The 23,357-nt window shown below is 48.1% G+C and carries 23 protein-coding genes; 19 read left to right on the top strand and 4 right to left on the bottom strand.

Translation table 11 applies throughout. The features are described from left to right. The first annotated feature begins 12 nt into the window (after window positions 1-12). The 4 genes from E0496_RS03895 to E0496_RS36810 all read left to right on the top strand — a co-directional run bounded on the left by E0496_RS03895 (window position 13) and on the right by E0496_RS36810 (window position 1,218). The gene (locus E0496_RS03895) at window positions 13-294 is read left to right on the top strand and encodes a nucleoside-diphosphate sugar epimerase (RefSeq protein WP_338325817.1); all 282 of its coding nucleotides are present in this window, start codon (window positions 13-15) and stop codon (window positions 292-294) included. 27 nt (window positions 295-321) lie between these two features. Next, a complete protein-coding gene (locus tag E0496_RS03890) occupies window positions 322-666 on the top strand; it encodes an alpha-helical endospore appendage domain-containing protein (RefSeq protein ID WP_141500359.1) in 345 nt (114 codons plus the stop codon). Then, window positions 666-980, top strand: a complete 315-nt coding sequence (locus E0496_RS03885) for a hypothetical protein (RefSeq protein WP_141500358.1) — start codon at window positions 666-668, stop codon at window positions 978-980. The genes E0496_RS03890 and E0496_RS03885 overlap by 1 nt, the downstream gene beginning before the upstream one ends. Window positions 981-1,083: 103 nt before the next feature. Next, window positions 1,084-1,218, top strand: coding sequence for a hypothetical protein (locus tag E0496_RS36810; protein ID WP_277755822.1), 135 nt, complete (start codon window positions 1,084-1,086; stop codon window positions 1,216-1,218). A 72-nt stretch (window positions 1,219-1,290) separates the two neighbouring features. On the opposite strand, the gene E0496_RS03880 is transcribed toward E0496_RS36810, so the two are convergent. After that, window positions 1,291-2,313 carry a ketoacyl-ACP synthase III gene (locus E0496_RS03880; protein ID WP_161601305.1) on the bottom strand — a complete coding sequence of 341 codons (1,023 nt, stop codon included), beginning with the start codon at window positions 2,311-2,313 and terminating at the stop codon, window positions 1,291-1,293. Window positions 2,314-2,475: 162 nt separating this feature from the next. Between E0496_RS03880 and E0496_RS03875 the strand changes: the two genes are divergently transcribed. Together E0496_RS03875 and E0496_RS03870 are read left to right on the top strand one after the other, a co-directional pair. Next, entirely contained in the window at window positions 2,476-3,201 is a 726-nt protein-coding gene (locus E0496_RS03875) for a YhcN/YlaJ family sporulation lipoprotein (protein ID WP_141500357.1), read from the top strand. A 326-nt stretch (window positions 3,202-3,527) separates the two neighbouring features. Continuing rightward, window positions 3,528-4,559 carry a hypothetical protein gene (locus E0496_RS03870; RefSeq protein ID WP_206669705.1) on the top strand — a complete coding sequence of 344 codons (1,032 nt, stop codon included), beginning with the start codon at window positions 3,528-3,530 and terminating at the stop codon, window positions 4,557-4,559. 55 nt (window positions 4,560-4,614) lie between these two features. Here E0496_RS03870 and E0496_RS03865 read toward each other — a convergent pair whose 3' ends face one another. Next, a complete protein-coding gene (locus tag E0496_RS03865; protein ID WP_141500355.1) occupies window positions 4,615-5,691 on the bottom strand; it encodes a glycosyltransferase in 1,077 nt (358 codons plus the stop codon). 215 nt (window positions 5,692-5,906) lie between these two features. On the opposite strand from E0496_RS03865, the gene E0496_RS03860 reads away from it, so the two are divergent. Continuing rightward, entirely contained in the window at window positions 5,907-7,229 is a 1,323-nt protein-coding gene (locus tag E0496_RS03860) for a nucleotide sugar dehydrogenase (protein WP_141500354.1), read from the top strand. Beyond that, entirely contained in the window at window positions 7,226-7,993 is a 768-nt protein-coding gene (locus E0496_RS03855; RefSeq protein ID WP_161601304.1) for a glycosyltransferase family 2 protein, read from the top strand. The genes E0496_RS03860 and E0496_RS03855 overlap by 4 nt, the downstream gene beginning before the upstream one ends. Window positions 7,994-8,042: 49 nt before the next feature. Here the strand turns inward: E0496_RS03855 and E0496_RS03850 are convergent, their stop codons facing one another. Beyond that, entirely contained in the window at window positions 8,043-8,939 is an 897-nt protein-coding gene (locus tag E0496_RS03850) for a UTP--glucose-1-phosphate uridylyltransferase (protein WP_241674559.1), read from the bottom strand. 152 nt (window positions 8,940-9,091) lie between these two features. Here E0496_RS03850 and E0496_RS03845 point away from each other — a divergent pair, with 152 nt between their 5' ends. The 6 genes from E0496_RS03845 to E0496_RS03820 all read left to right on the top strand — a co-directional run bounded on the left by E0496_RS03845 (window position 9,092) and on the right by E0496_RS03820 (window position 15,962). After that, complete coding sequence (locus E0496_RS03845) at window positions 9,092-9,814, top strand: sugar phosphate nucleotidyltransferase (protein ID WP_141500352.1); 723 nt, start codon at window positions 9,092-9,094, stop codon at window positions 9,812-9,814. A gap of 189 nt (window positions 9,815-10,003) precedes the next feature. Beyond that, window positions 10,004-11,182: a glycosyltransferase family 4 protein gene (locus E0496_RS03840; RefSeq protein WP_161601303.1), complete on the top strand. Its 1,179-nt coding sequence runs from the start codon at window positions 10,004-10,006 to the stop codon at window positions 11,180-11,182. A gap of 61 nt (window positions 11,183-11,243) precedes the next feature. Beyond that, the gene (locus E0496_RS03835) at window positions 11,244-12,377 is read left to right on the top strand and encodes a CgeB family protein (RefSeq protein ID WP_141500350.1); all 1,134 of its coding nucleotides are present in this window, start codon (window positions 11,244-11,246) and stop codon (window positions 12,375-12,377) included. A 34-nt stretch (window positions 12,378-12,411) separates the two neighbouring features. After that, window positions 12,412-13,749 (top strand): glycosyltransferase family 2 protein, encoded by a 1,338-nt coding sequence (locus E0496_RS03830; protein WP_141500349.1) that lies wholly within the window; start codon window positions 12,412-12,414, stop codon window positions 13,747-13,749. A gap of 25 nt (window positions 13,750-13,774) precedes the next feature. Beyond that, on the top strand, window positions 13,775-14,848 hold the full coding sequence (locus tag E0496_RS03825) for a family 6 glucosyltransferase (protein ID WP_161601302.1): 1,074 nt from the start codon (window positions 13,775-13,777) through the stop codon (window positions 14,846-14,848). Window positions 14,849-15,653: 805 nt separating this feature from the next. Next, window positions 15,654-15,962 (top strand): winged helix-turn-helix domain-containing protein, encoded by a 309-nt coding sequence (locus E0496_RS03820; RefSeq protein WP_206669704.1) that lies wholly within the window; start codon window positions 15,654-15,656, stop codon window positions 15,960-15,962. Window positions 15,963-16,217: 255 nt separating this feature from the next. Here E0496_RS03820 and E0496_RS03815 read toward each other — a convergent pair whose 3' ends face one another. After that, window positions 16,218-17,279: a hypothetical protein gene (locus E0496_RS03815; protein ID WP_141500346.1), complete on the bottom strand. Its 1,062-nt coding sequence runs from the start codon at window positions 17,277-17,279 to the stop codon at window positions 16,218-16,220. A 547-nt stretch (window positions 17,280-17,826) separates the two neighbouring features. Here E0496_RS03815 and rfbF point away from each other — a divergent pair. The 5 genes from rfbF (at window position 17,827) to E0496_RS03790 (ending at window position 23,343) form a co-directional block, all read left to right on the top strand. Further along, window positions 17,827-18,618, top strand: a complete 792-nt coding sequence (gene rfbF, locus E0496_RS03810) for a glucose-1-phosphate cytidylyltransferase (protein WP_141500345.1) — start codon at window positions 17,827-17,829, stop codon at window positions 18,616-18,618. 13 nt (window positions 18,619-18,631) lie between these two features. Beyond that, on the top strand, window positions 18,632-19,717 hold the full coding sequence (gene rfbG / locus E0496_RS03805) for a CDP-glucose 4,6-dehydratase (RefSeq protein WP_141500344.1): 1,086 nt from the start codon (window positions 18,632-18,634) through the stop codon (window positions 19,715-19,717). Between the two features lie 12 nt (window positions 19,718-19,729). Next, entirely contained in the window at window positions 19,730-20,644 is a 915-nt protein-coding gene (locus tag E0496_RS03800) for an NAD-dependent epimerase/dehydratase family protein (RefSeq protein WP_141500343.1), read from the top strand. A 114-nt stretch (window positions 20,645-20,758) separates the two neighbouring features. Continuing rightward, entirely contained in the window at window positions 20,759-22,642 is a 1,884-nt protein-coding gene (locus tag E0496_RS03795) for a glycosyltransferase (RefSeq protein WP_161601301.1), read from the top strand. A gap of 20 nt (window positions 22,643-22,662) precedes the next feature. After that, window positions 22,663-23,343 (top strand): hypothetical protein, encoded by a 681-nt coding sequence (locus E0496_RS03790; protein ID WP_141500341.1) that lies wholly within the window; start codon window positions 22,663-22,665, stop codon window positions 23,341-23,343. Window positions 23,344-23,357 lie beyond the last annotated feature (14 nt).

The raw sequence follows: 23,357 nt of genomic DNA, 5'->3' as shown, positions 1-23,357 counted from the left end.
GCCGTGCAAAATATGATAACTGAAATTATGCAGCATATGTCCCATGCCAATGAGCAAATGGCGCGAGTGCTGGAGGCTGAGCGCCATGTCGCAGTTCGTTTGTCCGAGATTGTGCTGGCGCTGCCGGATGAGCATCCCAATTTTGGAGGTGTGTCTGGGCTTATGGAAAACACACAGGCAGTGGGGCAAAATATCATTGCATATCTAAATAGCATTGCCGATTTCCAAGAAACAATGGCTTCTCAACTCACTTATGTCGTTAGGGAGTTAAGGGAAGCGGATGCAGAAGAATGATCTGCTTATAAGGAGGCTTGATTGGCAATGAATCGCGAACAAGCGTATATGCGTATGCTCAGCTCAACAGCTAATATGCAATGGAATATTGCCGTCATGCTCGAAGCGAAAGCAGCCGAGGCCGAGAAAATGAGAGGCTGGATATGCAATCATGTGCACAGCCACAGCTTTAATACGCAGGAGACGCAGCTTGGGCAGTCGCTTCAAATGCATGATCAGATCATCGAGGTTATTGACGGCATTTCTAAACTCAATCAGGGTATTGTGTCTATTATGAAGGCTGTACTTCAGCAAGAGGATGATGAATCGGAGAACTTTGGGGATTCGCTGCCAACGCTTGGCAAAGGCTTCTCCTTAGGTGACAAAAACTAATGGACAGCAGGATTACGGAAAAAGAGGCTAAAATAGCCATATTAGCTTCACTCGCAAGAAGCCAGCAGGCACTGGCACGCATTCTGGAGAGTGTTGCCGATGTCGTTGATTGTTCTCCAGAAGGAGCGAGGCTGCTGCGTGATAACGTAAGTTCTCTTACTGCCATGCAGGAAACGATCGCTGAAGCGTCGACGAGTCTTCATTGGCACAGGCGTGTCAGATACAAAGGCAAGCCTTCGCCCCCTTGGCTTCAGCCGAAGCTAATGATATACAGTAACCAGCCCATAGGAGGCGATACAGCTGCTGAGCAATAGGAAAAAAAACGCCACCGGTGCAGGGGAACAAACGAAAGGATCGCGTAAGCGAATCGGCCGAAGAGGCGCTGCGGCAAAAAAGACGCTTTTGCGCCGAAAACCGATGCACAGAAAGCGTCTTACTCAGAAAGAAAACGAGCAGGCTGAGCTTGGTCAAACCTTTAATGACGGCTATAATACGGGCTTCGCCAAAGGCTTCGAAGATGGGCATCAGTCTGCGTATGAGAATAAACCTTAAAATGAATAAACAACATAGAGCCCTTTGTCTTACATCGGTTCCTAGCGGAGCAAAAACGATTGGATATAGGGATTATTGGCGCTTGGCAGGCAAAGACCAGCGCAGGATGACACCAGCCTGAGTCAGACCGCCTCCGAAGCCGTAAAGCAGCAAGAGCTGTCCTGGCGTAACTCTGCCTGCTCTAACTGCTTCGTCAATGGCCAGTGGAATGGAAGCAGCAGAGGTGTTGCCATACTGCTGAATGCTCGATAAGGTCTGCTCCAGAGTGAATCCTGTTCTCTCGCAGAGCGATTCAATGATGCGCATATTAGCGCTGTGTGGGATAAACCAGTCGATTTGCTCGGGAAGCAAGCCGCTATTCTCCATCAACTGCTGCACGCCCTCGGCGACGTGGCTTACGGCCCACCGGTAAACTTCCCGGCCATTTTGTACGATAAGTCCATTCATTTGGATAGGATGTCCGCTTATTGCTGATGCTAAGCTGCTGCGATAAAGCAGATGACCACGAGAACCATCAGTTTTGGAATATACGGCAGCAATGTCGCCTGTCCCCTCAGAGGAGGCTTCCATCAGAAATGCGCCTGCGCCGTCACCAAACAGAATGCAGGTCGTACGGTCCGTATAATCGGTAATTTTGGACAAGGTTTCCGCACCAATAACCAATATTTTACGATGGACTCCCGATAGAAGTAATCCATTCGCTAGCTGTATAGCTGCGGCAAATCCGGCACAAGCAGCCTGAATGTCTGCTGCGCCAGTACTCAGAATGCCGAAGTGAGCCTGCACCTGCGAAGCTACGCTCGGAAATACCGAATCAGGCGTCGAAGTAGCCACAATAATGTAATCGACATCCGCTACAGTTACCTCGTAACGATCGATCATATTCTGAACGGCTGCGAAGCAGAGGTCGCTGGTGAACTGCTCATTCAATGCGATGTGGCGTTCCTTGATTCCTGTTCGCTGCACGATCCATTCATCGTTGGTATCCACCAGCTCCTCCAAATCCGAATTGGATAATATACGCTCGGGAACATACGTGCCAATTGCAGTGATAACAGCATTGGATTGCATTGTGCTTATCCTTTTTTCGTTCATCGCAGCACACTTCCTCTCATAATTAGTACCAAGTACTAGTATCTGATACCAATTTACTTCAAACCACTGTCTTTGTCAATCCGATGAATAGCAGACCGCCAAAACGCAAACGCTAAGTAAGGGTCCGAAGCCTACGATAAGATAAGGTTGGAGGGTAGCTAAATGCGCAAACAGATCGCAGCTTTGTCTGCTGGTATTTTGCTAAGCACGTTGCTGGCAGGCTGCATGGAAAATCACGGGGAGCTTGGGAATAAAGACATCCGTTCAAACAGTATACGATATGACGCGAATGGCAATTTATTAAAAGATAAACGATTTGCGGATGATCAAATGAACGAGCAGAACCGGATTAATGGTCGTCGATTGAACAATAATAATGTCATTGGCTCGCACAAAAATTACCGGATGGAAATGAGCGAGAGCATTGCCAAGCAAATTACGGATTTGCATTCAGTAAAGTCATCCTATGTCATGCTGACGGACCATAATGCTTATGTTGCTGTTTCTTTGGATGAGGATGAGCCTAAGCTCGACGCCCGAATGATGAGCAGGACCAACAGCGGTTATATGGGCAAGGAAGGTACTGCAACCAGTAGGCGAATGAGCAGTTTATCGACGGGACAGCACATGCTTACAAGTGAAATGAAGGATGAAATTGCAAATGAGGTGCGTCGTTTAAAGCCAGGAGTCGAGCATGTTTATGTTTCCGCGAATCCTGACTTTGTCGGACGAATGAATGCCTATATGAATGATGTAAAGCTTGGGCATCCGATTCAAGGTTTTATCGCAGAGTTCAATGCAATGACCGAACGTATCTTCCCTGCCCAATCGGGCGAAGATAACATGGAGGGCAGAAGCATTAAGGATACAAGAATGATTTATGATTGAAATTAGAGCATCTTATTATGAAGCCGAGCTCAGGGGTCATGTGTCCCTGGGCTCGTTTATCTACTAACGGTCTATCTCACATTGCATAGATACATATAAATAGACAGATAATAGGGTTTCCTATGAAACCAGGCAATCATAGTATATGACAGGAGAGGAGATGGTCTAACCGCTATGAATGGCAATCGACTACTATATACTGATCGATGGTGAGAAGCCGCATGGTTGTCGGAACAGTTTCAAGCGCCAGTCATTTGCCGAGAGCAATGAGATTGGCTGAATCTATCAAGAGGAATATGCCTGGCAGCAAAGTTGTATGCGGGATTATGGAACAAGACATGCCTAGTGCTGCGAGCCATTGCCCTTATTTCGATGAAGTTGTTTTAATGCGCGATACTGGCGTTATTTCTCATATGCATAAAGTTTTTTTTCAATATAAGCTTCAAGAAGCTTTACGTGCCTGCAGGGCACTGTTAGTGCAATATATGTATAACAATTATAAAGCTGAGAATCTGATTGTTTATATGGATGCGGAAACGATGGTTTTGTCACCGCTTGACGAGCTAATCGCTGCTGCACAGGCTCATCCTATCGTTTTGACAGGGCATGTCATTGATCCTGAGGCACTCAATATGGATGATTTGGCCGGCATTCGGAAGAGCGGCAGCTATCATCCCGGGCTGATCGCTTTTGGCAGACATCCAGTTGCAGAACGTTATATAGCTGCATGGAGCAAGCTGAGCGAACGAGGTTGCTATCTGGATGCTAACCAAACCAGCTATGCCGATCAGCCGTGGCTAGATCTGGCCCATTCGCTCTTTGAAGATGTCTATGCTTTGCGTCATCCCGGTTATGCTGTAGGTCCCGGCAATCTGATGGAGCGGTGGAATATTCGGCAAGGTCCAAATCAAGCTTACTTTATTGATGATCGTCCGTTACGGTCTCTCCATTTCGCTCATGGTTTCGAGCTTGCAGCCACCTGGATTGATTCAGATAAAGGTCAAATATATAGCGATCTATTCTATGAATACAGTAAAGCAGTGGTGAATATTGGTAGTGGTGGACTTGACCATACACCATGGAGCTATGGAAGATACACTAGTGGAGAAGTCATCACAGACCAAGCAAAGAAAATGTTTCGTCTCCATTATTTTGACAATCCTGAAATTGATTCTCCGTTCGGGCTATCGAATATCTTTTTCCATGCCAATGAGCTGGTTGAGCAAGAGCGATATTCTCTCGAACCTGACAAAAAGATAGCTTCAAAATCAAGTCGGGGCATGCGCGCGAAAAAAAGAAGAATAGGCCGGAAAAAATTAAGTTCTACTCGCAAAAAACGAAGCCGCTCTTATCTGTAACATAATTAGCAAGCATACAAAAATGCACCTTGCCCGAGCAGGTGCATTTTTGTGTTTATTTTAACCTTGCTCTGTGCTTCGTATAACCAAAATGAGTTTCCACGTAGCGAGTAGCCCGTTCGATTTGCTTCTCATAATAATTAGAATCGGCCATTAAAGCGTCGATTTTCCCCTGTACTTCGGCCGGTCTTGCATAGATGGCAGCTTCACCAAACAGCTCCTTGTAGCTCGGGGGGAGAATGACTGGCACTTGAGCGGCCATCGCTTCGAAAATGACTCTGCCAAATGCTTCGACGCAATCCGGATGCGTATAGTAGACGAAAACATCAAGCTTTTCCAAAAAGGATTTTGGAGCACGGGCGCCAAAGGGCAGTACATGCCAGTTGTTAGGAAGCTTTCCGAGTATCTTTCTTGGCGTGCGGGCACCTCCGAGAACATGGATCTCATACTTTGAGGAGGACGGGTAGATCGCTAACAAGTCAGTTCGATTGGAAGGCCATTTTACATAAGCGTCTCTGGAATGTCGACCGATGCGGATGACACCGTTTTTGGCGGGACGCCTTTTTCTTTTCCATTCTCTGGTATTGATAATGTTTACCCAATCCTCGGCAGCCAAGCGAATGCTTCTCAGCTCCCGCGCATGATACTGCTGAAGCGTCTTTCTTACTTGTGGTCCGATGGGGTGCCAGATGCCGGTTTTCCCGAAATACTGCTTGACTCTGCGCTGGCAGCGGCCGATTCGGTAGACGGTTTGGCCGTTGCCGCCGTAATCTTTTTTTGGCGTCTGATTGATTATGATATGAATTTTCTGTGCGCTGATCCTTGGTTTTAGCCGTCGCCGTACATGAAGGATGCGGGGATGCCGGATAATCAGCGTTTTGCAGGAGGCTCTGGCTGCCGGACGCAGCAATCGGATGCGGGTACCGTCAATCATACGCCTGATTTTAGGATTTAACCGCTTGGCTTTGCTATTTGGATGTCCAGACATTTGGTATAAGCCCGTCGTGAGGCCTGCCCTTTTTTGAGCTTTCATTTCTTCGATATTGGATGAGGTTGTGCCTCCGGGCAAGCGGAAATCAGACATCATAATGACATCGAAACGGCTGCGGGATCTGCGGTATTTTCTGGCCATCTACTCACCACTTTCGAATCATTTGCTTTCAGTCAGATCACCATTATCCTATGCAGGAGATAGCTCTGGGAATAAGGCGAATGCTAGGGGAGTGGCAAATTGGGCAGTGATCCCTTCCTGATATTTTCTAGTAAAGGGTCCAAACGATTAGTAGAATCTCTCATATACTATCGGAAAGAATCCATTTTACTAGAGAGAAGGCGAGAGATTATCATATGAACGAAACAGGCAGCAGCAATAAGATAAGCAAACGAAGCAAGCAGAGAACGGTAGCTGTTGTAGGACTGGGCTATGTCGGCCTTCCATTAGCCTTGCTTTTTGTGGAACGAGGTTTTCGAGTGATAGGGATTGATGTGAATGTCCAAAAAATAGAAAGGCTGAAACAGGGGAAAAGCTATATCTCCGATATTAATGACGAGGCTGTGCAATTGGCTCTAGAAAAACAGAGCTTTGCCCCATCTGCAGATTACAGCATGCTGCCAGCGGCGGAAGCTATCGTTATTTGTGTTCCGACGCCGTTGACCGCATCGGGTACGCCTGACTTGAGCTGCTTGACGCAAGCGGCTGCCGAAATAAGCACAAGATTGATGGAGGAGCAGCTTGTTATTCTGGAGAGCTCCACGTACCCGGGCACAACCAAGGAGGTTTTGCTGCCGCTGCTGCTCCAGTCCGGCTTAGTTGTTGGAGAGAGCTTCCATCTCGCTTACTCGCCGGAGCGGGTAGATCCTGGCAATGAGAGCTATTCGGTGCAGGATATTCCAAAGGTGGTTAGCGGGGTCACTGTGAGATGCTTGCAGCGCGTTGAAGAGTTATACAAGCAGTTGTTTGCTGCGGTGCATCCCGTCTCTTCAACCGAAACGGCGGAAATGACCAAAATACTGGAGAATGCTTATCGGCTTATTAATATTTCTTTTATTTATGAAATGGCGATGATCTGCGATGTTTTGGAGCTGAACGTCTGGGAAATTATTGAGGCAGCAAGCACCAAGCCTTTTGGCTATAAAGCTTTTTATCCGGGACCTGGCATCGGTGGACACTGTATCCCCGTGGACCCAGCCTACTTGGAATGGAAAATAAATCAATTGGGCATGCAATCCGATTTTATAAGATTATCTAATGCAATCAATCATCGAATGCCCATCTATATCGTACAGCAGCTAAAGCTTCATTTTGCGCCGAAGCCGCTTTCGGATGTCAAAATATTCGTATACGGTGCAGCGTATAAGCCGGATATCGCCGATTGCAGGGAATCGGCTTCGATTGAACTCCTTCATTTGCTTCAGCTCGAAGGCGCTGCTGTGACCTACCATGACCCTTATGTCCCGTCGCTTCACGTGGGAGAGCAGCAACTTACAAGTACCGAATTGAACGAAGCGACGCTTAAGGCATCTGACTGCTTCGTCATTGCGACTAATCATTCCAGCCTGCCTCTGTCATTGGTGCTGGAGCACGCCTCCCTCATTTACGATACGCGTCATGCGACCAGAGCAACCAAAGACAAAACCAAAATTATCATGCTAGGGGGAGGTGGAAAGTGAAGCGAGCGGGAAAAATAAGAAACCTCTCATCTGGTATAGAAGAGGTTGATGTAACCAAAGAAGAAACGGCCGGGCCGGTTAAGGCGCTTGTGGGCGTGACTGTCATTACCGCGACCAATCGTCCGCAGTTTATCAAAAATCTGTTCGCTAACTATAATCGGCAGCAGTGGAAGGTAAAAGAAATTATCGTACTGCTAAATCATAAAAGCATGAGCGTAGAGCGCTACAAGCAAGAAGCTGGCAGCCTTGGTCAGGTGTCAGTCTACAAGCTGCCTGCCAAGTGGTCGCTGGGCAAATGCCTGAATTTTGGCATCAAGAGGTCTCGTTATGAAATCATCGCTAAATTTGATGATGATGATTATTACGCGAGACAATATTTATCGGAAGCGATGAATAAGTTTGAGAAATCAAAAGCAGACCTGATCGGAAAATCGAGGTTCTATATGTATTTTAATCATTCTGCGAAGCTGATGTTGGCAACGATGCCAGGAAAAGGACGGGTTGCTGGCGCGACCATGCTGTTTAAAAAAGCAATGTATCCGGCAGTCGCCTTTAAAAACTTGAAAAAAGGAACGGATATGCGATTTCAAAGGGACAGCCTGCGGAAAGGCTTTCGCATAGAGTCGATGGGTCCCTACCATTTTGCGGCCCTGAGAAGAGTCAACCAGAGCACGCATACCTGGAAGGTGACGAAGCGGACGATTAAGCTGCTTCGGGCCAAAAAAGTTGCACAAACGGTCAAGTACCGGAATCTGGTGAAGTAAGCAGAGAAGCTCAAATAAGGATGGCTGCGGCCATCCTTATTTGAGCTTTCTATAGCTTGTTGTATTTATTCATTTGATACACGCGCTGCTGAATTTTTAGGTAATCATGTTCGATGCTGGTATCATACCAGCGCTCTTTGTAGACGTACCCGATTGATTTGCGCGTTTGTCCCATTTGATTCAAGGCATCCGTCAATTGAATTTCTCCGCCAATGCCAGGGCGAGTCTTCCTCAGCAGCTCGAAGATGCCGGGTTCCAAAATGTACCTTCCCATGACGGCAAGCTGCGATGGAGGGTGATGAGCTGGTTTTTCCACGATCGAATCGACTTCATAGACACGGCTGTACAGCTGCTTAGCCGAAGCGACGCCATATTGGGAGAGCAGCTCGGGGGCTACCGTTTGCAGGCCGATAATATTGGTTTTGTACTTTTCATAATTTTGAATCAAAGGATTGAGCAGGGAGGTTCGGTTCAGGCTAAGCTGATCGGGCAGGAGGACAGCAAACGGCTCGCCTGCGGCAAATGATTGGCCATGCAGCACGGCATGCCCGAGACCAAGCGCATCATATTGGCGAATGTATTGGATATTCGCTTCAGAAGGCAGTATTTTGTGCAGCAAGCTATCCTTATTCGTGGCATACAAATGGGATTCAAGTTCAACCGAGCGGTCAAAATAGTTCATGATTTCAGTTTTGTTGCGGGACAGAATAATGAGAATATCAGTTATACCGGCATCAATAGCCTCTTTGACGACGTAGTCGATGGCTGGCCGGTTCCCAATGGGAAACAATTCCTTCGGTATGGCTTTCGTTATCGGTAAATTGCGAATTCCGTAGCCGGCGGCTGGAATAATCGCTTTACGAATCAATATAATCACCTCTTCTTTCATTTGCCTCTCTAACTCTAGTTTATTAAAATCATAGGGTTTTGTAGCTTGTCTCTGCATAAAAAGGCAGGTGTACGAGTTTCTATCTTCCAACCACCTCTGCGAGCTAGAGTCCAATTGTTCGTAGACGTAGTTATGCATCCACTCTTATCTTTTAAAAAAACATATATATAGTAGGGAGATTGGATGGCACTAGGGAGGGAGGTTGCTGAATGAAAGGCGTAATACTGGCAGGGGGTTCAGGTACAAGACTAGCTCCTTTGACGAAACTGATGAACAAGCATCTATTGCCCGTTGGCAAATATCCGATGATCTATTATGCGATTAGAAAGCTGGCGGATGCCGGTATTAAAGAAATTCTTCTCGTTATTGGCAAGCAGTCGGCAGGGCTTTATCTTGAGTTTCTGGGAAGCGGCCATACGTTTGGAGTCCAAATTGTCTATAAAATACAGGATCAGCCCGGCGGTGTTGCTGAAGCGCTTGCACTTGCCTCCGGTTTTATTCATCCGAACGAGGACTTTGTTGTATTACTTGGAGATAATTTGTTTGAGGATTCGCTCAGGGAATATATGGAAAAGTTTCAATTCGAAGCCGGGGAGGCTATGGTCTTGCTCAAGAAGGTAGAGGATCCTGAGAGATTCGGCGTTCCGCGCCTAGAAGATGGGCGTATTGTTTCAATTGAAGAAAAACCGGATCAACCCGCTTCTGATTATTGCGTTACCGGCATTTATATGTACAACGCTGAAGTTTTCGAAGTCATTCGCAAGCTTCTTCCCTCAGGAAGAGGTGAGCTTGAGATTACGGATGTCAATAATTATTATGCAGCAAGGAAGACACTTCAGCACAGCAGCCTAAAGGGCTGGTGGTGCGATGCAGGGACGTTTGCCTCGCTGCAGGAAGCGGGACTGCGTCTAGTAAAAGAGCATTTCGATTAAGTAGATTAGCTAGACTGGGGCATTTTCTGTGCCACAGTCTATTTTTTTGCAACTAAATAGAAGAGCAAGCATCCCATGGTAACAGATGCCGTGGCGGTCATAAGGATCAAACATACTATGGGATAGGGTTGAATGCATAGAATCACCAAGTATACTGCCATTACAGATATAAGGGAAGGAAAAAAGATTATGAAATCCAAAAATCTTAAGGTCCGTCCTAAGCTGATCTTGCGATCAAAAAGGAAAATCAAAAGAAGAAGCCGCTGGAGCGGCATAGGGCGAAAAAAATCGCAAGGGGACAGGAGAGGCAGCCGTGAAGAGGGCTACTATGCAGGCTGGAAGGACGGCTACCGGGACGGGCGATGGATTGCGATTAAGTCGGGCGTATGCAAGCCGAAAATTGCTTACGTCATACCAGGATGCTCGATCTCCGGCGGTGTTGCGGTCATTCTCCAGCATGCCAATCGCCTTAAGCAGCGCGGCTATGATGTTGTCCTTGTTTCTCTAGATGGCAACACGCATGTCGGCTGGCATCCGGTCCATGTACCGATTGTGACCGAATCTCGTGCCCCGTCTGACCGGGATATTGTCATCGCGACTTTCTGGGCTACGCTGAGCGCCGCCAGAAGAATCGAAGCGAAAAAAAGGTTCTATTTCATCCAATCGGATGAATCCAGGTTTTATGCTCCCTCTTCCGAGCAATCCAAGCTGGCGTATCAAACGTACAAAGCGGACGATTTTACGTTTCTGACGATGGCAGGCTGGCTTCAGCGCTGGCTCGAGCAGACGTTTAAGAAACAAGCGATCTATATCCCAAATGGACTCGACGGCGAGCTGATTCACGAGACACAGCCTTTTGCGCCTAAAGGGGACAAAATCAGAGTGCTGCTGGAAGGGCCAATTGCTGTACCTTACAAAGGAATGAGCGATGCGTTTGCTGCAGTCCGGGATTTGAACTGCGAGGTTTGGTGCGTCAGCTCAGCAGGCCGCCCTGCTGCTTCCTGGCGGTGTGACCGTTTTTTTGAGAGTGTATCGTATGAAACGATGAAGCATATTTACTCTAGCTGCGATATTTTGCTCAAGATGAGCCGGGTGGAAAGCTTTCTGTATCCGCCGCTCGAAATGATGGCTTGCGGGGGAGTTCCTGTCGTGGCTGACGTTACAGGCACCGACGAATATTTACTCAACAATTATAATGGACTCGTCATACCGAACGATGTCCGGGCAGCGTCTAATGCAGTGCAGAGACTCATTTCCGACCCTGCGCTACGCGAGCGACTTGTTGCAGGTGGGCGAGAAACGGTGCAGAAATGGGACTGGAACCGCAGCATAGATTTGCTGGAACGGGCGCTTGTAGGCAACGCTTAATGGCTAGACGAGTGGAGAAAGAGGTGGGACCATCCTGCAGCAGAAACCGAGAAAAAAAAGCTTGAATGTTAGACTTCGGAAGCAAGCCACGGGCACAATATCCGCAAGAAAATCGGCGGGAGCAGATGCGAGCGGATGGGAAGCTGGGCGCCAGGCCGGATGGAAGCACGGTTACCATGTCGGCGCTTGCGAAGCGCTGCAGCAAAAGCTTCCTCCCTCAGCCAGCGCGCAGCATCCTATTCGAATATTATATGTCCGTGCCGGTCTTAGAGGACCCTTCCCCGACCTGGATCAAGCGGTCACGGAGGCGCTGCGGGGCATGGTCAGCGAGCTGACCGTCGCGGCCCCGTCAGACAATCTAGTAGCGCTTGCTGCCCGCAGCAGGCCGGATTTGGTGCTGGTGATGCACGGCACGCAGGTGCCGGGAAATCAGGTGCAAGGGATACGTGCGCTCGGCATCAAAACTGCGATCTGGCTTGTCGATGAGCCTTACGTTACGGACGTGACCACCGTTATTGCTCCGCAGTACGAATGGTTGTTTACGCATGAGCTGGCATCTATTCCGATCTACAGGCAGCTTGGCTGCCAGGTTCATTATATGCCGCTGGCGGTGAATCCCGCTGTCTACAAGCCCAAATATGTTGCGCCCCAATACCAGAGCGATATTTGCTTTATTGGCAATGCTTTCTTCAACCGGGTCAGCCTGATTGACCGTATTGCTCCAACACTAGCCGCCCGTGATACAAGAATCGTTGGCTTGTTTTGGAAACGGCTGAGGCGCTACAGAAGCTTAAGCAAAGGCATTCGGGTATCCTGGATCAGCGCAGATGAAGCAGCCAGCTATTACAACGGCGCCAAAATCGTAATTAATATACATCGCTCCCATGATGATAAAGTGCACAACAAAAATAGCCGGAATCTCCCAGGCTTGTCCATTAACCCGCGCACGTATGAAATTTCTGCAAGCGGCGCGTTTCAACTAACGGATGTGCGCCAGGATCTAACTGATTTTTATATGCCGGGGGTAGAGCTCGAAACTTATTCGTCCGCCAACGAACTGGTCGATAAAATCGTTTATTATTTGCAAAATGAGGAGCAACGGAAGCAAATCGCATTAAATGGCTTCAAAAAAACGCTAGCGCAGCACACGTATCAAAAAAGGTTAAGCCAGCTGCTGCAAATCGTCTTTCCGTGAGCAGTGCGGTACATGCAAAGGGAGGTGAGGATATATGCGCAGACGATCACTTCGCAAGCGTAAGCGTCCGAGAATCATTCGTAAAAAGAATAGAGCCGTCTATCAAGCTAGATACGCGGCAGGATACAGGGACGGCAGAGTGAAGGGAGCAGCCAGCTATCATGAGCCCTTTGCCGGTACCAGTATCATTATTCCTACCTACAATCAGCTGGGTTACTTACGCGGCTGCATCGAGAGTATTCAGCGATACACGAATGAGCCCTATGAGATTATCATCATTGACAATGGTTCAACCGATGGGACGCCAGCCTATTTGAAATCATATTCGGGTATGATTCGATACAAAATTTTGCCCAGAAACCTTGGATTTTCCGGTGGTGTCAACCAAGGGCTAATGATGGCCAAAGGAACGACTATCGTCATCCTCAATAATGATACGCTTGTGACAACAAACTGGCTGTCTAATTTGCTGCTGTGCCTGAGAAGCGATCCATCGATTGGACTGGTTGGCCCTGTGACAAATTATTTATCCAATGACCAGAAAATAGAGGTCAACTACAAAAATATGGTAGAGATGCAAAGCTTCGCCCAAAACCACAATCAATCCAATCCGCAGCGCTGGAGAAGATCAAAGGGCATTATGGGCTTTTGCCTGCTGCTGACAAGAGAGGTCCTGCAAAGAGTTGGCTATTTTGACGAGGGGTATGTCATTGGCACCTGTGAGGATGTCGATTATTATCTCCGCATCCGGCTGCTTGGGCTTGATCTAGTTGTCGCGGAGGATACGTTCATTCACCATTATGGCAGCGTGACGATGCGCTCTTTTCTCGATGCTTCCTTGCTTAACAACGCATTTTTTCTGGAGAAATGGGGCGATTGGGAAAAAATCGGCAGGCTGGAAAAGGTGATGGATTCGGCATTTTTCGGGCAACAGCGCAAGGGTTCTGATTTTTACCCCAGCCATATTCTCGTAACCGGAACCGATTCTAAATTGTATTGGGTGGAAAATGGGCTTAGGTATGTCGTGCACAGCTCGAATGCGCCGCGAAATGATGCCGTCAGGCTTCCACAGCTTGAGCTGTGGAACTGGCCGATTGGAGGCGACATTTCTGAAGCCGCTGTGCAGCAGAAAATAAATGCGCTCTCCGTCCTCACAACAGCGATTACCGAAGGGGGATTCGTCATTACGCAGGATGGTGAAATCCATCAGCTTACTGAAGGCAAGCTGCACCGCATGACGACTAAGCAGGCGTTCAAGGCATGGGGTCTTGAGCACCGCTATATCCGTCCTTTAACGGAGGGAGACAAAAAACAGTTTTCGGATGGCTTGCCGATCATAGCTCCTCCGATCATTAAGGCTGACAATATATAAGTATGCGATGAGGAGGACGTTATTTATGGCGATCAAAAGGAAAAAAAGTACGGCTGGCAAAATAAGCAGCGGAAAAAAGACGCAAAGAACCGGCCGCGGGAGCAAGAGCCGTCGCAGCGGGAGTACGCTGAGAAAAGGGAAAAGGCGCGGAGGAACGCTGAAGAAGCGTCCGAGAGGTACAACGCGGCTTAGAAGAAAAGGCGGTCCGTTTCATTCCGGTTATGATCAAGGGTACAGGGAGGGCCATTCCAAAGGCTTTGAAGATGCGCATCAGGATGCCTATATGAACAATCCCGGTGCCGCCCAGCAAGCAGGCCAGCCGAGCCAAGTGGCTTCCCAGGTAACCGTGCAAGCTCCAAGTGAAGCGGATATTGCCAGTGTAGCGGGCGCGCGAATCGGAATTTTGTATATATGCACAGGAAAATATAAGCTGTTCTGGGAAAATTTCTTTCAAAGCGCCGAAGCTCATTTCCTCCCAGGCTATTCGAAAACCTATTATGTGTTTACAGATGCCGAATCGATCGTGGCTGAAGAGAGAGCTAACGTCAAACGAATTTATCAGGATAATTTAGGTTGGCCAGGCAATACGCTGCTTCGTTACGCGATCTTTAGAAATGTGGTGCAGCAGTTGGAGCAGGAATGCGATTTCGTTTATTTCTTCAACGCAAATATGCAGTTCGTAGACACTGTTCGCGAAGAAATTTTGCCGATTCACGAAGGAATTGTCGCGGTACAGCACCCTGGCTTCTACAATCGGCCGCGCCATGAGCTTGATTTCGAGAAGAATCCGCAAAGTCTCGCCTATATTCCGGAAGGAACGGGCAGCCATTATTACATGGGCGGCTTAAACGGGGGGCGGACAGAGCATTACATGAACCTCATTCGCGTGCTGGATGAAAGCATACGTGCCGATATGAGCAATGGAATTAATGCCGTCTGGTACGATGAGTCCCATCTAAACAAATATTTGACCGACAAAAATCCAAAAGTCATGACTCCTTCCTATGGATTTGTAGAAGGTGCGGAGCTGCCTTTTCCGGCAAAAATTTTAATTCGCGATAAAAACAACTTTGGCGGCCATGACTATTTAAGAAGCTGACAGGAATACAAGCCGCAAGCGATTCGGAGAGCTCCGAGCGCTTGCGGCTTTTTTTGAAATATAGGAAAGGATATCATTTCGCTAGCCTTTCTCTATATCTCTCGGAATGAAACGCGCTGCGTCGCCAAAGGACGGCGACAGCCGTTTCACCTTGCTACATAAGTTAAACTAAAGTTTCTCGTTTTGGCCGCTGCTCAAGTAGATCGTTCTATGGAGTCGCGGTTGCAGCCAGATTCTTTGATTGACTAAGACGTGTATAGGTAAGAATCCGGCTATTAAGGCGACACTTCGTTTCTCTAGAGCGATTTTCTCATTTCGCTTATTCTTCATTACTACTGTTCAACATGTCTATATCACTAAAACCCATCCATAAGCTGCCCATTTGAAGCTGCTGAGCTAGATTAGATCTATTTTTTAGACCTATTTTATCCATTTCGGCCATTTGCACCAGAATAGATCTAATAATTAGATCTATTTCTCCAAAACCTAGCCATATCCAGATCATTTGGGGCCAATGGGCTAGATTAGATCTATTTTTTTTAGACCTATTTCATCTATCACATCTATCTCATCCATTTATGCTATTTCTGCTAAATTTACGAGACAGGTGATGACCATGGAAATCGAACAGCAGACCAACAGCAACAGGAACTGAACAAACGGCTAAGATAACAGACAAAACGCCGGATGTATGAATGCGATTAAACGATTTATTTTCATCCTGTGAAGCAGATGCAGTGACCGAAAGCGCGGAGTTCACTCGTAGAAACCCTGTAACGGTGAGCACTTACATCCAATCTGATCAATGAATGGGTTGGTTAGCTTGGTGATGGGTGTTACTACAGACGCTCCTGAATGGTTGACTCCCGAGCAGACGATGCTATCGAAACTTTCACATGAAGTTTGGGTTCCTGCCATATCCATTTGGACGATGGCTCTGGCTGTGGCCTATGTCAAGTCTGATATTGAACAAAGCTGCACCATCACGAGTGTGGACAAATCGCTTCATCGGTTGGATCTCTTGTTTACTAGAACGATGTATACGCTCGAAGCTACCGATGAGGGCAAGCAAACGAAGTTTGTGCGCGAACGGTTCCCCACTAAAAAAGATTAATGAACGGTGAGATCCACCAACTGCTGTTTAAAGAAGGGGGTGCGCTCCGCGTTTGTTTATGGATTAAATTCCTAATTATAAATAGCTATCATTAATCAACTGTGCGTCCGTATGGAATCCTGCTTTCAGAAACTCATTAAGTCTAAAATCAAGAGTTCAACTCCCTTATATAGAAACAGAAAAATGGCCCCCACAAGAATACCTTGTTGTGGGGAGCCATTAATGGAAGCCGAGCACCGTGCTGCTGACTAGCCGTTAGAAAATAGCAACATGCTGGTGGCATGCCTCTGGGATCAGATTGGTATAGCGGGTAACATCGATTCGGTTGCCGTTCTCGAACAGCAAAGCCAGCTCATGTGACGAATATTCCTGCTTGTTCACCGCTCGGTTAGCGTACACGTTCTGCACCAAATTAAGCGGATTGCAAAAGGCGAGGGAAGCTTCGTTGCAGGCGAGGTAATGACGTCCAGCTGCAATCCCGCGTGCGTTGCCAGCCATGATTCCCTCAAACGTATTGGGATTGGAGAAGTCGAGCTGCTGCAGATGCGGGAGAAGATCGTCCGTGCGGTAAACGGAGCTAGAAACCTCGAGCGGATAACCAAATTCATGCTGTGCCGTCGTCCAATCGAATTTGCAGTGGCCGTATTCAACGGATTGATAGGCTGGAATCGCCTGAGGCGCGTCCATCGTGTAGCAGTACCGAATATTTGGTCCAAGCCTTAAGGAGAAGCCCAGCAGGTCTCCGTGCGCCGCCAGCGTATTCATGACGGACTGCAGGGTGAAGTCGCGAACGAACAGGCAGTCATCTACGATAAACATAACGTAATGGGAATTCTCGATCGCTGCCAAAATCTGCTGCCTGAACTGCTCTTCCTTAATGAATTGAACCTGCGGAAAGCTCGCTTTGAGCCGGTCATATTGCGCTTCGTAAAAAGCGTTTGAGGTCGTATACAGCACTTTGATTTGAGCAGAGGAAACATCTAGCGCATGCAGGTTGAGTGAACGAAGCGCCGCATCCAGCTGCAAAGCGCGGTCCTTGCTGAACAAAATGCCAACGAGTGGTACTTTTGCCGTTAAGGCACTCACCTCCGGTTCATGTTGCGGCAGGGCTGCGGTCACCTCCGGCTGCGCGAGCGGCGCTGAAGCTCTAGCGAAGAAGCCACGTTTTCCTGTTCTTCTGCCGCGAAATAACCGTTTGGATGCACGTAGTCCCCGCTTCCGGAGCCGCGATGTTCTCCGCCTTATCCGCTGCGATGTTTTTTTGGGCTTGACGCGTTTATTTGAGCCTGAAATGCGCTTGGCTGTTGATCGAGACAAGAGTACACCTCCATAGAATGACACATGTGTTTCCTATATTCTATGTGAGTTCTCTTCAGAGGTAAGGGCAATTGATAGGTTTAATTCAAAAAAATTTATATTTTCCCTCCAAATTTTTCCGAATTTTATCGATGGATTGGACAGGAAGCAAATAGAAGCATAGAGCATTAATATGATTCTCGAGTTGACGGCCAATATGGGCAATCGAGAACGGGCTAATAAATCGAAGTACTTTAGCAGAGAACAGAACATAGCTGTAGCGGGATAACAGGTCGAGGAGCCGACCGTTGAATGCGAACGCCCGCGTATAATGTACCTGTCTATGCTGTTCATGGAGCTGCTCATAGCTCAAAGCTTCATGCTTATAGATAACTTTGCGCCATATTTATCCTATTCTCTTAATCTAGCAAGGGATCGCTCGATTGCCGCGGCTGAATCAATCTCTATTAAATTTTTGCACTCTAGGTATTCATCAGAACAACAAACCGGGGCATGCATAAATATAGTAAGATGACAAACTCCATCTACGAGAAGAAAGGAAGGTTCTATGAGCAGTCTGGGCAAAGATACGAAGGTAGTCATATTAGCAGGGGGATTCGGTACGCGCATTAGCGAGGAATCGCTCACAAGACCGAAGCCGATGATTGACATTGGCGATAAGCCAATCCTGTGGCATATCATGAAAACTTATGCATTTTACGGCTTTACGGATTTTATTATTTGTTTGGGATATAAGGGTTATTTCATTAAAGAATATTTTTATCATTATTTTTTGCACCATTCCGACGTGACCTTTGACTTGTCGAACAGCAGCGAGATGACGATTCACGAATCCAAGATTGAGCCTTGGAAAATCACGCTGGTCGATACAGGCAAAGAAACGATGACAGGCGGAAGGCTGAAGCGGGTTCAACCCTATTTAGGCAACAAAACTTTTATGCTTACGTACGGGGACGGCGTTTCGGACGTAGATATCGGCAAGCTGGCCGAGTTTCATCAGTCGCATGGCAAGCTGGCTACCGTGACCGCAACGCAGCCCAGCGGGCGGTTCGGTGCTCTTGATCTGGATGAGAATCGCCAGGTGATCGACTTTATGGAGAAGCCCAAAGGGGACGGGAACTGGATCAATTCGGGTTTCTTCATTATGGAGCCGAAGCTACTCGACTACATTGAAGGGGATCAAACCAATCTGGAGACGGATTGTTTGCAAAAAATCGCGAAGGACGGTGAGCTTATGGCCTATAAGCATGCCGGCTTCTTTCAGCCGATGGATACGCTCAGAGACAAAACCGTATTGGATGAATTATGGAAATCAGGTAAAGCGCCATGGAAAAAATAAGGGAGTGTCGGTAATGAATGAGAGCTTTTGGCAGAGCAAAAAGGTGTTTATTACCGGACATACGGGATTCAAGGGCAGCTGGCTATGTCTGTGGCTGAGCACGATGGGTGCAACGGTAACCGGTTATGCACTTGAACCGCAAACCGTGCCAAACTTATATGAGCTTTGCGGCATTGACAGCTTGATTAACTCTGTGATTGGCGATATTCGGGATAAAGCGAGATTAAGCGAGGCTTTGTCCGCGGCAGAGCCGGATGTTGTCATTCATATGGCTGCTCAAGCACTGGTTAAGCCTTCTTATGCCGACCCCGCACATACCTTTGATGTTAACGTAATGGGCACGGTTAATCTGCTGGAAGCAGTGAGACTGGCAGTGGAAAGCGGCATACCCATTAAGGCTGTCATTAATGTAACGACCGACAAATGCTATGAGAACAAGGAATGGGCATGGGGCTACAGGGAGAATGACCCGTTAGGCGGCTATGACGCGTATTCGAACAGCAAAGCCTGCTCGGAGCTCGTCACCGCAGCTTACCGCAGCTCATTTTTTAACGCCAAATCATTCCGGAAGCACGGCGTCGCTTTAGCGACGGCAAGAGCAGGCAATGTTATCGGCGGCGGAGACTGGGCGCAGGACCGCTTGGTTCCGGACACGGTGCGGGCCTTTATGAACGCAAGCGAGGTTATGATTCGCAATCCTCATGCGATTCGTCCTTGGCAGCATGTGCTGGAGCCGCTCAGCGGATATTTGCTGCTTGCACAGAAGCTGGTGGAAGAAGGAATTGCTTTCGCCGAAAGCTGGAACTTCGGGCCGCTTGACCAAGATGCGAAGCCCGTCGGCTGGATCGTGGAGCAGCTATGCAAGAAATGGGGGGATGGCGCAGCATACAGCATCGACTTCAGCTCCTATGCCCACGAGGCCCATTATCTCAAGCTGGACTGCTCCAAGGCTCAGCAACTGCTCGGCTGGAAGCCGCGATGGAATTTGAATCAAGCACTGGATAAGGTGATCGAATGGACGCTCGCCTATCAGAAGAAGGAGAAGATGAGGCAGGTTTGCTTGAGCCAGCTGAACGAATATAGCATGACTACAGGCTGAGGTGAATGGCGGATGAAAGAGAAGCATTCGGTCAAAAGCCATAACGCTCTCGTGACGGGAGCGACAGGCTATATTGGTTCAATGGTCGTTAAGAGGCTGCTCGCAGAGGGGTGGAACGTTCACGTCATTGCTAGGGAGAAGTCGAGTCTTGCCCTCCTGCCGGTTCAAGCAGCGAGCTTGATGATTCACAGGCATGAAGGTACGACGGCAAGCCTATTCGCAATCGTGCAGCAGGCGGAGCCGGAAATCGTGTTTCATTTGGCCTCCCTTGCGAAGGCTACCTATGTGCCGGAACAGATTGCACCTATGCTGCACAGCAATATTGTGTTTGGGACGCAGCTGCTGGAAGCGATGGCGGCCCACAGGGTATACCAATTAATTAATACAGGCACATTCTCGCAGCATTACGGAAATCAAAGCTACAGTCCAAAATCGTTATACGATGCCTCCAAGCAGGCTTTCAAGGATATTTTAAGCTATTATACGGAGTCAACGCCAATTCGGGCGATTACATTGGAGCTGTATGACAACTATGGACCGGGCGATCCGAGATCCAAAATCGTCTCCCTGCTGCTAAAAGCGGCCAAGGAACAGCAGCCGCTCGCTATGTCCCCAGGCGAGCAGCTGATTGAACTCGTTCACATCGATGATGTGGTGGAGGCTTATGTGCTGGCTGCCCATCGCTTGCTTAATGATGATTCCGTAAAGGATGAGACTTATGCCGTTTCATCTGGAAAGCCAGTTAGCCTAAAGAAACTAGCGGCTCATATTGAAAGTATAGTTGGACTGCCGCTGCAGATCGATTGGGGAGGAAGGCCCTATCACCCTCGTGAAATTATGGTTCCATGGAATAAGGGCCGGCAAATGCCGAATTGGAGGCCAACCATAACCTTGGAGGAGGGAATAAGGAGGCTAAAGGATGAATAAGGTCAGCGCAGCTATTTCTGGACCTTATTCGCACGCTGCATGCACGAATTATGGCTGACCACTCCAGAGGTATCGTGGCCTTGCACTATTAAGAAATTAAAAGGAGTGGCGAACATGAAAATCTTGTTTGGATATGAAGCAACTGCGGATGACAAACTGGAGCATTCTTCCGGCCCTTTTGACGGAGTGCTTTATGAAATTCTGCTTCAACTGGGCAGCGTTACAGTCAGCGATGGCTCCGAGCAGGAACGCAGCAAGCTGAAAGGCTGTGAATATGATTGGTTTGTCGGAAGCGCGGGGGGCTTTACCGCCATGGAGGGTATTTGCCGCTTTGCGAAGATCCTGCTGTTGACGGAAGGGAGACATCCCGCTGAGACGATGCGGAGCATGCTCACACTAAAGGCTGGACACGGGTTGCCGGAAGCGGCATTCCAACCGTCCGATTCCGGTGATGCAGATGCGCTGAACCAATCTATGAAGAAAGCGGATTTTATCATTGGCATCGGCAATATGGAAACGTACAGTTCTTATATCCAGCACGGCGTACCGAAACGTAAGTTTAAAACCTTGCTTGCTGGACCGAGTCATCGTCCCGAACCTCAGGACGTGCAATCCCGTTGGCGCAAAGATGCGGGACATACAAGGATCTTTACGTTCATGGCTTCTGAGATCGGCTTTAGCAGCGGTTTTGACGCCGTGTTTCTATTATTTTCTGAGCCCATAATTGCAAATGAAAATATACAGCTGCATATAGCAGGCAAGCCGGTTAATGCTTTTTTTGCCGGCCGCATCGCGCAATTGCAGTCGACGATGGGCGGTAAACTGTTCTTTCATGGCGGGCAGTTGGATGCAGAGCAGCGGGCAGACTTGCTGGCCCAGAGTGATTTTATCTTATATCCCACGTTAGGCAAACACGAGCCGCTGCTTCTTGAGGCGATCAGCTACGGCGTTATACCGCTGCTGAGTCGTCATGCGGGCCTCGACTTTTCTCCGCTTGGCTTGTTCGACCCCGTTGACCATTCACAGCAGAAGCAACTGCTGCTTCGAACCCAGCAATTATCCGACTCCGATATCCTTGCGTGGAAGAAAAAGACGCTCGATTATTTCGAAGAGTATCATTTGTCTTACAAATTGGTGCTTGAAAGCACGCTAAAGGATGTAATGAACGGAAGCTTATATCCTAAGATCAGCATCATTCTCCCTGTCTTTAATAAGGAAGAGACCATCGTTTCCCTGCTTTCTGAGCTGCATTTGGCTATCCATGAATACGGAAATGCTGAGCTTCGGATTATATTTGACGGCTGCAGCGATCGCAGCGAGCAAGTGGTCAAAGGTTACTTCGGAAGCATCAAGCCAGAGTACAGCATTGCTTATGAGACGACACCTAATCTATTCGAAACGCGATCAAACAATATCGGCTTGAAAAAGGCAACTGGTGCTTACTGCGTAATTGTGCAGGACGATAATTACGTGCATGATCGCAATCTTTTTTTCGAAGCTGTGCAATTTTTGGAGAAAAACCGGAAATGCGCGATACTAGGCTGTTTGTCCGGCGTTAATTTTTATCCAAGAGGAACGGTTTTGCAGGGACCTGGCCAAATATCCTGTACGCCTAATGAAGTCTACTGGAGACAGGATGAGCGGGCAGATCCACAATTGAAATCGCGGGTGTTTGAGGTGGACGCCTGTATGCGCGGACCGCTAATCTTGCGGAAAACATTTCTGGAGCAGTATGGCTATTTGGATGAAGTTTATGCTCCGCTGTACCAAGATGATATGGATTTATGCTTTCGGGCAAGCCACTACGGCTACAAAGTGTACGCCATGCTTGCGGATGTAGAGAACCGTTCCTTGACGATGGCAAACTACAATTCAGACATGAGCCGCATGTTCCAGCATGTCATGGAGAGGAATACGAATATTTTTTACGGGCGATGGACGCCAAGCAAGGTCAAGGATTATGCATGGGTTCATCGTACGGGGCGATCAAGATCCTGAAGAGAAAGCAGTGATCACTCATGATATATTTAGTCAGCTTTGCTTCCTTCGCCTATCAGCCTTACCGAGAGCAGCTCAATGCTTCCGCGCTTCAGTTCGGCGTAGACCGCGTGATCTCGTATAGTCCCAGCGACCTTGAGGGAACGGTATTCGCCCGTGACCATCAGGAGCTTTTGCAGCATGAGAAGGGGAACGGGTTGTGGCTTTGGAAGCCTTACATTTTATTGGATTCGCTGTCAAAGGCGGAAGAGAATGCGGTGATTCTCTATTCTGATGCCGACAACCGGTTTATTCGGCCGCTTGGCCCGCTCCTCTCGCTTTGCGCGGATCATGGCGGCTTCGCTTTTTTTAAGACCATGTCTTATTTAAATAAGTGCTGGACCAAGAGAGATTGTTTCGTGCAAATGCAATGCGATGAGCCGGCTTATTGGAGTGCGGAGCAGGTGTGGGCGGGTTTTTTTATTTTTCATAATAACGAACGCAGCCGAAAGCTGCTGGAGGAGTGGCTTTCGTTCTGTGTCACCAAAACGGTGCTGCTAGATGGGGCAAACGTCTGCGGTCTTCCTAATTTCCCGGAATTTATCGAGCATCGCTACGACCAGTCGGTGTTGTCGCTGCTAACTGTAAAATACGGCTTGTCCGTAACGAAGGACTTATTTAACTATTATTTGCTTCCGGATCGAAAAGCGACCCCGGAATGAAAGGAGCAAAACTT

Origin of the sequence: Paenibacillus luteus (assembly GCF_006542765.1) — a bacterium.
In the GTDB taxonomy this organism is placed as follows: domain Bacteria; phylum Bacillota; class Bacilli; order Paenibacillales; family Paenibacillaceae; genus Pristimantibacillus; species Pristimantibacillus luteus.
The sequence above is the reverse complement of the archived record's forward strand: the minus strand, read 5'-3'. Positions and strand labels throughout refer to the sequence as shown.